An 11,263-nucleotide genomic window follows, 5' to 3' on the forward strand; every position below is an offset into this window, starting at 1 on the left:
GGCTTGACCCGGGCATCCAGAGGATGTCGAGACCCTCTGGATTGCCGGGTCAAGCCCGGCAATGACAGGAAAAGATACGGTGCGGGTCGGAATCCTCGAACCTACCGGTATTCGCCGGCCAGCTTCTCGACCAGGGCGATGTTGTCCTTGGTGATGAAGCCGGGACCGGAGTTGATGTTGTTGCTGGGGATCACGCCGTAGCGGACATAGTTGGCCAGCAGCACCACCGGCAGATAGCCCTGCAGATAGGGTTGCTGGTCGATGGCGAAGGTCACCGTGCCGTCCTTGATGCCGGCGGCGATCGCGGCGCTCAGGTCGAAGGTGGCGAAGAATACCTTGCCGGCCTGCTTGTTGGCCTGCAGCACGGCGATGGTCGGCTCGGCCGAGTTCGGGCCGAGGGTCAGGATGCCGTTGGTGTCCGGGTTGGCGCGCAGATAGGCCGAAACCTTGGTCTGCACCTCGCCCGGGTCCATGCCCGAATCGATCATCTGGTTGCCCAGCGGCACGCCGAGCGCGTCGGCGAAGCCCTGGCAACGCTCCACCGAGGCCGGGTTGGTGATGTAGTGGTTGACGCAGACGAACTTGGTGACGCCGGCGGCCTTGGCCTTCTCGCCGGCGCCCTTGCCGGCGTCGTATTCCGGCTGGCCGATATGCATCAGCGCGCCGAGCTCTTTGCTCTGCTCCGCCGTGCCGGAGTTGATGGTGATGACCGGGATGCCCTTCTTCACCGCATCGGTGATCGGGCCCTTCAGCACGTCGAAATCGGCGATGGTGATGATGATGCCGGCGGGCTTCGACGCGGTGGCCTGCTGCAGGATGCGGGCCATGTCGGCGAGGTCGCCGGTCGACGGGTTCTGGTAGTCCACGGTGGCGCCGACCTGCTGGCCGGCCTCGCGGATCGCGGTCTTGATCGTGTTCCACCAGCTGTCGGAATCGGGCGCGTGGCTGATCAGCACGAAGCGCTCATTGGCCGCCTGCGCCGCCTGGGGTGCCGCCGCCAGGCCCAGCACCATGGCGGCGCCCATGGCCGCGCCGCACAGCAATGTCCGAAGCATTCCTGGTCCTCCCTCGGTTTCGTCGCCCGCTTCATCGGGGTCGGACAGGGCCTCAGCCCAGGTCCGCCGCCGACGTCGGTTGATCACCGGAATTGAACAGGATTTTTAACCGGAAGGCAATTCAGAATTTCTGTTCTATTTCTGGTCGGCCCGTTTCAGGGGGAGCGCCGGCGCCGCGCAGGCCGGCCTCCAGGATCGCCCCCACCCGTCCGGCCAGCGCGTCCAGCCCGCCGTCGCGCACCAGATCGTCGGCCAGCTGGCGGGAGATGACCAGCAGCGCCAGGCCGTGCAGCTGGGCCCAGGCGGCCACCACCGCGGCCCGGTCCGCCGCCGGCGCCAGGCTGTGCACGGCCTGGCGCAGCCCGGCATAGGCCCGCTCGCCCACGGCCCACAGCGCCGGGTCGGCGGATTTCCGCAGCCCGCCGTCGAACATCAGCCGGTACAGCCCCGGCTGCTCGCGCGCGAAGCCGAGATAGGCGCGGAACCCGGCCGCCATCCCGGCTCCCGCCGGGATCTCCGCCAGCCGGGCGGACAGGGCCGCGAAACCCTCCGCCGCCACCGCCGCCAGCAGCGCCTGCCGGGTCGGGAAGTGCCGGTAGGGCGCGTTGTGAGATACCCCCACCCGGCGGGCGACGTCGCGCAGGCTCAGCGCCTCCGGCCCCGATTCCTCCAGCAGCGCGCGCGCCGCCGCCACCAGCGCCCGGCGCAGGTCGCCATGGTGATAGGGCTGCCCGGCCTGCTCCGATGTTGACACGGTCCACATCCAATCCTATGTTGCTGTTGCCAACATCGACCGGATCGGTCCTGCTGTAAAGGCCGCAACGATGCTCTCGCTCGCTCTCGCCGCGCTGTTCTGGGTGGTGCTGCATCTCGGCGTCGCCGGCCCGCTGCGGCCGGCGATCGCAGGCCGGCTGGGGGAGATGGGCTACAGCGGCCTGTTCTCGGTGCTCAGCGCCGGCGGCCTGGTCTGGCTGGCGCTGGCCTATCGCGCCGCCCCCTATGAGCCGCTGTGGGAGCCCGCGCCCTTCTGGATCCCGGCGGTGCTGGTGTTCCTGGGCTTCGTGCTGCTGGCCTACAGCCTAGGGCCCTCCAACCCGACCCAGGTGGGGGCGGAGCGCATGGGCAGCGCGCTGCCGGTCGCCGGCATCACCCGGATCACCCGCCATCCGATGCTGTGGGCCTTCGCCCTCTGGGCGCTGGCGCATCTGACGGTGAACGGCCATTGGGCCGCGGTGCTGCTGTTCGGCGCCATCCTGGTCACGGCCGTGAACGGCATGGTCTCGATCGACCGCAAGCGGGCGGCGCGGCTGGGCCCGGCCTGGGACGACTTTGCCCGCCGCACCTCGCGCCTGCCCTTCGCCGCCATCCTGACCGGCCGCGGGCAGCTCGCGCTCGGCGAGCTGGCGCCGTGGCGGCTCGGCCTCGGGGTCGTCCTGTTCGTCGCCGCGCTGTGGCTGCACGGCTTCCTGTGACGGCGTGGGTTGGGTTCGCAACGCGAACCCAACCTACGAAGGCCGGATCAGCCGATCACCTCGCGCAGCGCCTCGACCACCCGCTCGACATCGCCATCCCGCATGGCCGGGAACAGCGGCAGCGACAGGCAGCTTGCGTAGAAGGAATCGGCGCCGGGCAGGGGGCGGCGGCCGTAGATGTCCTCGTAATAGGGCTGCCGGTTCACCGGGATGTAGTGCACCTGGGTGCCGATCCCCCTGGCGTGCAGCGCGCGCACCACCTGGCCGCGGGTCCGGCCGACCGCCGCGAAGTCGATCAGCACCTCGTAGAGATGCAGCACCGGGTCGCAGCCCGGCGCCTTGGCGATCGGCCGCAGCACCGGCGCCAGCGGCGCCAGCGCCGCGTCGTAGCGTGCCGCCAGCGCCCGGCGTCGGGCCTTGAACCAGTCCAGCTTGCGCAGCTGGCTGAGGCCGAGCGCCGCCTGGATGTCGGTCAGCCGGTAGTTGAAACCGATCTCCTGCATCTCGTAGTACCAGGGATTCACCCCGGCCTGGGCAGGGTCGACCGCCAGCTCGGTGTTGACGAAGGCGTCCGGGTCCCGGGTCATGCCGTGCGAGCGCTGGCGCGTTAGCGTCCGCTGCAGCTCGGGATCGGCCGAAGTGACCATGCCGCCTTCGCCCAGCGCGATGGTCTTGACCGGATGGAAGGAGAAGCAGGCGAGGTCGGAATGGGTGCAGGCGCCGACCTGGACCCGGCCCTCCGCCGTCTCGTACTCCGTGCCCAAGGCGTGGCAGGCATCCTCGATCACGAAGGCGTCGTGCCGGCGGGCGATCCCGGCGATCGGGGCCAGGGCCACGGTCTGGCCGGCCAGATGCACCGGCAGCACGGCGCGGAACCGGCCGTCCGGGTGGATCTGCGGGATCCGGGCGATCGCCGCCTCCAGATCCTCCGGCCGCATCAGCCCGGTCTCCGGGTCGACATCGGCGAAGACCACGTCGGCGCCGACATAGCGGGCGCAGTTGGCGGTGGCCAGGAAGGTCACGGCCGGGACGACGCAGACGTCGCCGGGCCCGAGGCCGAGCGCCAGCGTCGCCAGGTGCAGCGCCGCGGTGCCGTTCGAGCAGGCGGCGGCGAAGGGCGCGCCGGTGGCGGCGCAGAAGGCGCGCTCGAACTCGCCCACCGTCGGGCCGGTGGTGAGATAGTCGGCCTGCAGCGCCCGGGCGACGGCGTCGATGTCGTCCTGGTCGATGTACTGGCGGCCATAGGGCAGGAAGGTCACGGTGATCGCCTCCGAACCGCGCGGGCCCTGGGGATGGGAACGGTGGACGGCCGGGCCGTCAGCTCGCGTGCCGCTCCAGGATCTCCAAAAGCTCGCGGTCGTCCAGCCATTCGGTGTTGTTGTCGCTGCAGTAGCTGAAGCGGTCGGGCACCGGCTGGCCGCCGCCCTCCTCGGTGAAGGAGGTGCGGGTGTATTCGCCGAACTGCGGCTCGATCACGTAGCGGTCCGGCAGTTCCACCGTCGCATGCGCGTCGTCGACCGCGATCATCGCCTCGTGCAGCTTCTCGCCCGGGCGGATGCCGACGGTGCGGTGCGGCAGCTTCGGCGCCAGGGCACGGGCCAGCTCGGTGATCTTCATGCTCGGGATCTTCGGCACGAAGATCTCGCCGCCGCGCATGATCTCAAAGTTCGACAGCACGAAATTCACGCCCTGCTGCAGCGTGATCCAGAACCGGGTCATGCGGTCGTCGGTGATCGGCAGATACTCGGCCTTCTGCTCCAGGAGCTGGCGGAAGAACGGCACGACGCTGCCGCGCGAGCCGACGACGTTGCCGTAGCGGACCACGGCGAAGCGGGTGCCGATATCGCCCGACAGGTTGTTGGCGGCGACGAAGGTCTTGTCCGAGGCCAGCTTGGTGGCGCCGTACAGGTTGACCGGGTTGCAGGCCTTGTCGGTCGACAGGGCGATGACCTTCTTGACCCGGTTCTGCAGCGCCGCCCAGACCACGTTCTCGGCGCCCATGATGTTGGTGTGGATGCATTCCGACGGGTTGTGCTCCGCCGCCGGGACCTGCTTCAGCGCCGCCGCATGGATGATGTAGTCGACGCCGCGGGTGGCCAGCGCCAGCCGCTCGCGGTCGCGCACGTCGCCGATGAAGAAGCGCATGCAGCCGTGGACCTCGGCCGGATAGGCGGCTCGCACGGCGTTCTGCATGTCGTACTGCTTCAGCTCGTCGCGCGAGAAGATGATCAGCTTCCGCGGCTGATAGCGCTGCAGGATGGTGGAGACGAATTTGCGCCCGAAGGAACCGGTGCCGCCGGTGACGAACAGGACCTTGCCGTTCAGGTCGACGAGATTGTCGTCAAAAGTACGGTACATGAATCACCAGCGCTGTTGAAAAGGACTGACAGCCGCATCAAAGCTTGGGGGACCGGCCCGAAACCGTTCCGGTCCCCCATTCGCGAACACTTCAGCCTATAACCATATGCATGGTGATTTGCAACGCGGTCCGGCGGGCTGCCGGCCACGGTTATCGCTCTGGGAAGGCGGCACTATTTTTTGCCGAAGATCTCCCGTTTGACGGGTGCGGTCCGGCCCGGCGGTCATGGACGGCCGCCTCATGAGGGTGGCGTCCCGGACGGGGTGATGAGACCTGGTTTCTGCCGGGTCGCGGGCACTACCATGGGTGGTGATAAAGGCAAGAACCGGCCCTTTCGCCGCCGGATGAACTTGCATTCAGTAAGTTACCAATCGCAATTGCAAGATCCGGGCCCAACGGCTCGGCAGGGGAGCACGGATCGGGAATGAGCCCAGCCCCAGCCAGGAAGCTGCCGAAGGCGGAGCGGCGCGACCAGCTGCTCGACACCGCGCTCGCGATCGTGCGCGAGGAGGGGACCGACGCGCTGACCCTCGGCCGTCTCGCCGAGCGTGCCGGCGTCAGCAAGCCGATCGCCTATGAGCATTTCGGCACCCGCTCCGGGCTGCTGATCGCCCTCTACGAGCGCATCGACGACCGCCAGGTGGCGGCGCTGCTGCAGGCCCTGGAGCGCACGCCGCGGCGGCTCGCGGACGTCGCCCGGGTGATGAGCGACGCCTACATGGCCTGCTATCTCACCGTCGGGCCGGAGGCGCATGCCATCACCGCCGCGCTGAGCGGCGACGGGCAGATGGAGGCGTTCCATCAGCGGCTGCTCGACCGCTATGTCGCCTTCTACCAGGAGGCGCTGGCGCCGTATTCGGCCCTGCCGCCCGACGAGCTGCACCTTCGCTGCGTCGGCCTGATCGGCGCAGCGGAGGCGATCTCGCGCGACATGCTGCGCGGCCGGATGGACGGAACCAGGGCGACGAAGGCCTTGGCCGCGTTGATCATCGGCGGGCTGGCGAAAGCCTGAGCCGCCGCCTCATTCGCCGCTGCGGTCGGCGCCCAGCAGGCGGATGGAGCTGGCCTGCGGCCCCATGGGGCCCTCGCCGGTGGCCTCGGTCAGGTGCACCATCATCCCGACCGCCAGCTCGTCGAAGCGGCCGTCGACCACGGCGTTGCGGGTGAAGTACAGGCTGCCGGCCTGCTTCGCCTCGACGAAACCGTAGTTCTGCTCCGGGTACAGGCGGGTGATCGTGCCGGTCTCGCCCGCCGCCTCATGCGCTTTGACCTCGCCCTGGACGATGTCGGAAGTTTCGTCCAGCTTCCTCTCGATCACGTCGAAGCTGCGGTTGACCACGGCGGCCTGATCCCGCGGATTGCGGCGCTCCTCCATATCCTTGACCACGACCTTGGGCTTGCCCGGAATCTCGACCTCGACCGAGATCCCGAGCGGCGGCCTTGCGCCGCCGCGGCCGGGACGATGAGGCGCTTCGATCACCACGCGGCAGCCGATCAGGTTGGGATGGAGGCGGTCGAGATGGTCGACGCGGTTGCGCACCATTGCCTTCATCGCCTCCGACCCCTCGATGTTCTTGAAGGAGAGCTGCAACGGCTTCTGCATTTTCGGCCTCCATCGCCTTGGGCATTCCGGGCTGTCGCCCCAACTGGCGAACCAGCCCGGGTGGCGGCGAGTTCCCCGAGCCCGTCGGATGCGGCAGGTCAGGCCGGAACGGCGGCGGGCCAGCGCCAGGCAATGATGAAGCAAGCCGCCGCCGCCAGGCCGGTCGCGGTGCGCACATGGTTCCAGGCGGTCCAGGTCGATATGTAACGGGCCCAGACGGCCGCCCCCTCGGCGCTGGCCGGGTCGACCGCCGCCAGGGCGTTGTTCAGCGGCACGTTGCCCGTCATCGTCACCACGATGTTGCCGATGAGGTAGAGCGCGGCCCCGGCCAGCACCAGGGTCGGGTGGGGGCCGGCCCAGCCGAACAGGGCGCCGATCGCCACGATGACGCACAGCAGCGCCGTGCCCATGAAGGCGCCGAGGAAGATCGGATTCAGCACCACGATGTTGATCGACTGCATGGCGGCGATCCCCTGCGGCGCCGGCAGTCGGGCGAGGGCGCCCATCACGAAGGTCGAGAAGGCGAAGAAGATGCCGCCGACCAAGCCGGAACCCAGGGCCGACAGCAGCACCAGGACCGACATCAGACGCTCGCCCATTTCAGCTCTCCGTTGTCAGGGGGCAGGGGAGGGATCCGGCGGCTCAGTGGTTTGCACGCTTGCATCACCCTCGCCGGTGGGGCCATGGTCCTTTTCAAAATGTGAGTGTTTATCACCTTTAAGAATGTGATAGTCTCTCACATTCATTGCGTCAAGAGGATTGCAAGGACCCGTGATGGCCAGTTCCGCCAACACCCAGGCCGCCGATCCGGCGAGCCCGCTGCGCCGGGCGCCGAGCCAACGCCGCAGCCGCGAGCGGGTCGAGCGGATCCTGGCGGCGGCGACGGAGCTGATCGCGGCGCAGGGCAGCGACGCGCTGCGCATGGCCGAGGTGGCGGCGAAGGCCGGCATCTCGATCGGCTCGCTGTACCAGTACTTCCCGGACAAGGCGGCGATCATCCGCACCCTGGCCGAGCGCATCAACGCCGAGGGGCGGGCCTGCATCGAGGAGGGCTTGAGGGATGTGCGCGATGCCGCCGGGCTGCGCGACGCCTTCGGCCGGCTGGTCGACACCTATTACGGGCTGTTCCTGGCCGAGCCGGTGATGCGCGACATCTGGTCCGGCCTGCAGGCCGACAAGGGGCTGCGCGAGATCGACCTCGAGGACAGCCGGATCAACGGCAGGGTGTTGGCCGAGGTGCTGGCCCGGATCGACCCCGGTGCCGACCGGGCCGAGCAGTTCACTCGCGCCTTCCTGGTGATGCAGCTGGGCGAGGCGACGATGCGGCTCGCCATCTCGGTCCGCCGCGACGAGGGCGACGCGCTGGTCGAGACCTACAAGCGCATGGCGCTGCGGGAGCTGGCGCCCGGGTAGGGCCTGTCGATTCGAAGGAAGCTGGTGCGGGCGGTCGGGGTCGAACCGACACTCTGTCACCAGAACTGGATTTTGAGTCCAGCGCGTCTGCCAATTCCGCCACGCCCGCGCGGGGCCGCATCATAGGGAGCGGCGGATGCCCGTCAACGAAATTGCGCGGCCGTTCAGCTTCCGGCGCCGGCGGTCGGCAGGGCCAGGCCGGTCTTCACCGCGTCGAACACGAAATGGGTGTCGAAGCGCTTGATGTTCGGGTCGGTCATGAACAGGCGGTCGACGGCCTCGCGGCAGGCCCGCATGCCGGTGACGGCGAGGATCACCAGATAGTCCCGGCTGCCCGTCAGGTCGTAGCATTGCTGCACCTCCGGCGCCGCCCGCATGCGATCCTTGAAGGCGCGGTGCAGGGCCACCGATTCCTGCTCCAGCATCACCAACACCGCGGCCAGCACCACGCTGTCGAGCCGGCCGGGGTCGAGCACCGCGATCTGCCGCAGCAGCAGGCCGTCAGCGCGGTAGCGGGCGATCCGGCGCTGCACCGCGCTGGGCGACAGCCCGACCGTGTCGCCGAGCTCCTCCAGCGTCCGGCCGCTGTCGGCTTGCAGCAGGGCCAGCAGCTTGTGGTCGAGGCGGTCGAGGATCGGCGCGGGCTTGGTGCTCATGCAAGAATCTTGCGTTCAAACGCATGAGATTTCAACAACAGCCGGACCGGTGCCGGCTAGAGTCCCGGCAGCTCAACCGGAGATGACCCATGGATGCGCAGGTCCCGATCACGCCGCAGCAGATTCTCGCCGCCCGGGCCGCGATCGACCCGGTGTTCCTCGATTCGCCGGCGATGCGGCACGGCGCGCTGGACGAGGCGCTGGGCTGCGCCTGCCTGCTGAAGGTCGAGACGCTGAACCCGATCCGCTCCTTCAAGGGGCGCGGCACCGAGGCGGTGGTGGCGGCGCTGGAGCCGCGCCCGGCCGCGGTGGTCGCCACCTCCAGCGGCAATTTCGGCCAGGGGCTGGCACGGGCGGCCGCCCGGCGCGGCATCGCCGCCACCATCCTGGCGCCGGCCTGGGCCAACCCGCTGAAGCTCGAGGCGATGCGCCGGCTCGGCGCCACGGTGCGGCTGGCCGAACCGGGGGACGGGGCGGGCAAGGACCTGGCCCGCCGGATCGCCGCGGAAACCGGCGCGCTGTTCGTCGAGGATGGCGGCCATCCGGTGATCGCCGCCGGCGCCGGGGTGATCGCGCAGGAGCTGACCGCCGCCGGCCACGAGGTCGGCGACGTCGTGGTCCAGATCGGCGACGGGGCGCTGGCGACCGGCATCGGCTCCTGGTTCAAGGCCCATGCGCCGGAGGTGCGGATCGTCGGCGTGGTGGCCCGCGGGGCGCCGGCCATGGCCCAGTCCTTCGCCGCCGGACGGGCGATCGACACGCCGGGCACCGACACCATCGCCGACGGCATGGCGATCGGCCGGCCGGTGCCCTCAGCCGTGGTGCAGCTGCGGGCCTGCGTCGACGAGATCCTGCTGGTCGACGACGGCGCCATCCTCGACGCGGCACGGCTGCTGCTGCGCAGCGCCGGGGTGCTGGCGGAACCCTCCGGCGCCGCCGGCCTGGCCGCGGTGCTGACCAATCGCGACCGCTTCGCCGGCCGGCGGGTCGCGACGGTGATCACCGGCAGCAACCTCGACGCGACGTTCCAGGCCCGGCTGCTGGGCGGCTGATCGCGACATTTGGGCGCTAGGCGGCGCACCGGCCGCGCGGCATGATCCGCGCCATGTTGCGCCGCCTCGATCTCCTCTCCTGGCTCACGGCCGCCCTCGGCGTCGTGGTGCTGGGCACCGTCCTCGCCTCGCAGTATCTCGGCGGGCTGCAGCCCTGCGAGCTCTGCCTGTACCAGCGCTGGCCCTGGGGGGCCGCGATCGTGCTCGGGCTCCTGGCGGCGGTGATTCGCCCGGCGCGGCGCGTGCTGGTGCTGCTCGCCGGCCTCGTGATCCTGCTCGGCGGCCTGCTCGCGGCCTATCACGCCGGGGTTGAATACGGCTGGTTTCCGGGCTTCACCGCCTGCACCGGCGCCATTTCCTTCGGCACCGGCGACGTCGGCGCCCTGCGCGACCAGCTGCTGAACGCGCCGGTGGTGCGATGCGATGTGCCGGGCTTCGTCCTGTTCGGGATCTCGATGGCGGGGTATAACGCCATCCTGTCGGTGGCCGCGGGGCTGGTCCTGCTGGCCGCCGCGATCCGACCGAGGGCCGCATGACCGTCTCCCGCCGCCGCGCCCTGCCGGGCGACCTGCCCCGCCGCGAGCGGATCGCCCGGATGATCCGGGTCGACCATGCCGGGGAATACGGCGCCAAGCGGATCTATGAAGGCCAGCTCGCCGTGCTCGGCCGCGGCCCCAAGGGGGCTGTGATCGAGCATATGGCGGAGCAGGAGCGCGAGCATCTCGATACTTTCGACCGGTTGGTGGCGGAGCGCGGCGTGCGCCCGACGCTGCTGCACCCGCTCTGGCATGTCGGTGCTTTCGCCATGGGCGCGGCCACCGCGCTGCTCGGCGACCGCGCGGCGATGGCCTGCACGGTGGCGGTCGAGGAGGTGATCGACGACCACTATGCCCGCCAGGCCGAGGCGCTGGGCGAGGACGAGCCGGAGCTGAAGGCGGTGATCGAACGCTTCCGGGCGGAGGAGCTGGAGCATCGCGACATCGGCCTCGAGCACGAGGCCGAGCAGGCGCCGGGCTACCGCCTGCTCTCGGGCGCGGTGAAGGCGGCGACGCGCACCGCGATCTGGCTGTCCGAGCGGGTCTGACGGCGATGCGGTTCCCTGCCGTCCTCGCCGGCGCGGCGATGCTGCTGGCCGCTTCCGGCGCCCGGGCCGAGGATGTCGGCTGCGTCAACACCGCCTTCAAGCTGATCGGCCCGGACCACAAGGTCTGCGTCGAGGCCTTCACCGACCCCGACATCCCGGGCGTCGCCTGCTATCTGAGCCAGGCCCGCACCGGCGGCGTGTCCGGCTGGCTCGGCCTGGCCGAAGACCCGTCGCGCTTCGCCCTCGCCTGCCGCCAGGTCGGCCCGATCACCCTGCCGGACCGCATCGACCGGCAGAAGGAGGTGTTCGACAGCTCGACCTCGATCCTGTTCAAGGAGACGCAGGTGGTGCGGATGTACGACCGGCCGCGCAACACGCTGGTCTATCTGTCCTATTCGACCAAGCTGGTCGACGGCTCGCCGATGAACAGCGTCGCGGCAGTGCCGGTGATGCCTTGGTCACAAGAGGCGGTGCCGGGAAAGTGAGTGTTGGGGGGGGGGGGGGGGGGGGGCCCCCCCCCACCCCCCCCGCCGGGGGGGGGGGGGGGTGGTAGGGGGGCAGCGCCCATC

The 11,263-nt window shown here is 69.9% G+C and carries 14 protein-coding genes and 1 tRNA gene; 7 read left to right on the forward strand and 8 right to left on the reverse strand.

What is annotated here, in order from left to right:
• Positions 1-101: 101 nt before the first annotated feature.
• Positions 102-1,055 carry a sugar ABC transporter substrate-binding protein gene (locus ACFW16_RS14545; RefSeq protein ID WP_380306087.1) on the reverse strand — a complete coding sequence of 318 codons (954 nt, stop codon included), beginning with the start codon at positions 1,053-1,055 and terminating at the stop codon, positions 102-104.
• 121 nt (positions 1,056-1,176) lie between these two features.
• Positions 1,177-1,809: a TetR/AcrR family transcriptional regulator gene (locus ACFW16_RS14550; RefSeq protein WP_380306089.1), complete on the reverse strand. Its 633-nt coding sequence runs from the start codon at positions 1,807-1,809 to the stop codon at positions 1,177-1,179.
• Positions 1,810-1,879: 70 nt separating this feature from the next.
• Between ACFW16_RS14550 and ACFW16_RS14555 the strand changes: the two genes are divergently transcribed.
• A complete protein-coding gene (locus tag ACFW16_RS14555) occupies positions 1,880-2,527 on the forward strand; it encodes an NnrU family protein (RefSeq protein WP_380306091.1) in 648 nt (215 codons plus the stop codon).
• A gap of 47 nt (positions 2,528-2,574) precedes the next feature.
• Here ACFW16_RS14555 and pseC read toward each other — a convergent pair whose 3' ends face one another.
• On the reverse strand, positions 2,575-3,786 hold the full coding sequence (pseC, locus tag ACFW16_RS14560; RefSeq protein ID WP_380306093.1) for a UDP-4-amino-4,6-dideoxy-N-acetyl-beta-L-altrosamine transaminase: 1,212 nt from the start codon (positions 3,784-3,786) through the stop codon (positions 2,575-2,577).
• Between the two features lie 58 nt (positions 3,787-3,844).
• Positions 3,845-4,885: a UDP-N-acetylglucosamine 4,6-dehydratase (inverting) gene (gene pseB, locus ACFW16_RS14565; RefSeq protein ID WP_380306095.1), complete on the reverse strand. Its 1,041-nt coding sequence runs from the start codon at positions 4,883-4,885 to the stop codon at positions 3,845-3,847.
• A gap of 425 nt (positions 4,886-5,310) precedes the next feature.
• Between pseB and ACFW16_RS14570 the strand changes: the two genes are divergently transcribed.
• Positions 5,311-5,898 (forward strand): TetR/AcrR family transcriptional regulator, encoded by a 588-nt coding sequence (locus ACFW16_RS14570; RefSeq protein WP_380306097.1) that lies wholly within the window; start codon positions 5,311-5,313, stop codon positions 5,896-5,898.
• Between the two features lie 9 nt (positions 5,899-5,907).
• Here the strand turns inward: ACFW16_RS14570 and ACFW16_RS14575 are convergent, their stop codons facing one another.
• Together ACFW16_RS14575 and ACFW16_RS14580 are read right to left on the reverse strand one after the other, a co-directional pair.
• A complete protein-coding gene (locus ACFW16_RS14575) occupies positions 5,908-6,489 on the reverse strand; it encodes an HPF/RaiA family ribosome-associated protein (RefSeq protein ID WP_380306099.1) in 582 nt (193 codons plus the stop codon).
• A gap of 98 nt (positions 6,490-6,587) precedes the next feature.
• Positions 6,588-7,088, reverse strand: coding sequence for a DUF1772 domain-containing protein (locus ACFW16_RS14580; protein WP_380306101.1), 501 nt, complete (start codon positions 7,086-7,088; stop codon positions 6,588-6,590).
• 175 nt (positions 7,089-7,263) lie between these two features.
• Between ACFW16_RS14580 and ACFW16_RS14585 the strand changes: the two genes are divergently transcribed.
• Entirely contained in the window at positions 7,264-7,902 is a 639-nt protein-coding gene (locus ACFW16_RS14585) for a TetR/AcrR family transcriptional regulator (RefSeq protein ID WP_380306103.1), read from the forward strand.
• Positions 7,903-7,924: 22 nt separating this feature from the next.
• Here the strand turns inward: ACFW16_RS14585 and ACFW16_RS14590 are convergent.
• Positions 7,925-8,011: transfer RNA gene (locus ACFW16_RS14590), tRNA-Leu, on the reverse strand.
• A 55-nt stretch (positions 8,012-8,066) separates the two neighbouring features.
• A complete protein-coding gene (locus ACFW16_RS14595) occupies positions 8,067-8,558 on the reverse strand; it encodes an Lrp/AsnC family transcriptional regulator (protein WP_380306105.1) in 492 nt (163 codons plus the stop codon).
• Between the two features lie 89 nt (positions 8,559-8,647).
• Here ACFW16_RS14595 and ACFW16_RS14600 point away from each other — a divergent pair, with 89 nt between their 5' ends.
• From ACFW16_RS14600 to ACFW16_RS14615, 4 genes are read left to right on the forward strand one after another with little or no spacing between them, the layout of a single operon-like run.
• The gene (locus tag ACFW16_RS14600) at positions 8,648-9,610 is read left to right on the forward strand and encodes a threonine/serine dehydratase (protein ID WP_380306107.1); all 963 of its coding nucleotides are present in this window, start codon (positions 8,648-8,650) and stop codon (positions 9,608-9,610) included.
• 53 nt (positions 9,611-9,663) lie between these two features.
• Positions 9,664-10,146 (forward strand): disulfide bond formation protein B, encoded by a 483-nt coding sequence (locus ACFW16_RS14605; protein ID WP_380306109.1) that lies wholly within the window; start codon positions 9,664-9,666, stop codon positions 10,144-10,146.
• Complete coding sequence (locus ACFW16_RS14610) at positions 10,143-10,694, forward strand: demethoxyubiquinone hydroxylase family protein (RefSeq protein ID WP_380306111.1); 552 nt, start codon at positions 10,143-10,145, stop codon at positions 10,692-10,694. The genes ACFW16_RS14605 and ACFW16_RS14610 overlap by 4 nt, the downstream gene beginning before the upstream one ends.
• Before the next feature lie 5 nt (positions 10,695-10,699).
• Positions 10,700-11,179 carry a CreA family protein gene (locus ACFW16_RS14615; RefSeq protein ID WP_380306113.1) on the forward strand — a complete coding sequence of 160 codons (480 nt, stop codon included), beginning with the start codon at positions 10,700-10,702 and terminating at the stop codon, positions 11,177-11,179.
• Positions 11,180-11,263 lie beyond the last annotated feature (84 nt).

This window comes from Inquilinus sp. NPDC058860 (assembly GCF_042743185.1).
Classification (GTDB): Bacteria; Pseudomonadota; Alphaproteobacteria; order DSM-16000; family Inquilinaceae; genus Inquilinus.

Coding starts and splice junctions, on each gene's coding strand:
- ACFW16_RS14545 (WP_380306087.1), bottom strand. CDS start 1,055: ATGCTTCGGACATTGCTGTGCGGCGCGGCCATGGGCGCCGCCATGGTG.
- ACFW16_RS14555 (WP_380306091.1), top strand. CDS start 1,880: ATGCTCTCGCTCGCTCTCGCCGCGCTGTTCTGGGTGGTGCTGCATCTC.
- pseB (WP_380306095.1), bottom strand. CDS start 4,885: ATGTACCGTACTTTTGACGACAATCTCGTCGACCTGAACGGCAAGGTC.
- ACFW16_RS14570 (WP_380306097.1), top strand. CDS start 5,311: ATGAGCCCAGCCCCAGCCAGGAAGCTGCCGAAGGCGGAGCGGCGCGAC.
- ACFW16_RS14575 (WP_380306099.1), bottom strand. CDS start 6,489: ATGCAGAAGCCGTTGCAGCTCTCCTTCAAGAACATCGAGGGGTCGGAG.
- ACFW16_RS14580 (WP_380306101.1), bottom strand. CDS start 7,088: ATGGGCGAGCGTCTGATGTCGGTCCTGGTGCTGCTGTCGGCCCTGGGT.
- ACFW16_RS14585 (WP_380306103.1), top strand. CDS start 7,264: ATGGCCAGTTCCGCCAACACCCAGGCCGCCGATCCGGCGAGCCCGCTG.
- ACFW16_RS14595 (WP_380306105.1), bottom strand. CDS start 8,558: ATGAGCACCAAGCCCGCGCCGATCCTCGACCGCCTCGACCACAAGCTG.
- ACFW16_RS14600 (WP_380306107.1), top strand. CDS start 8,648: ATGGATGCGCAGGTCCCGATCACGCCGCAGCAGATTCTCGCCGCCCGG.
- ACFW16_RS14605 (WP_380306109.1), top strand. CDS start 9,664: ATGTTGCGCCGCCTCGATCTCCTCTCCTGGCTCACGGCCGCCCTCGGC.
- ACFW16_RS14610 (WP_380306111.1), top strand. CDS start 10,143: ATGACCGTCTCCCGCCGCCGCGCCCTGCCGGGCGACCTGCCCCGCCGC.
- ACFW16_RS14615 (WP_380306113.1), top strand. CDS start 10,700: ATGCGGTTCCCTGCCGTCCTCGCCGGCGCGGCGATGCTGCTGGCCGCT.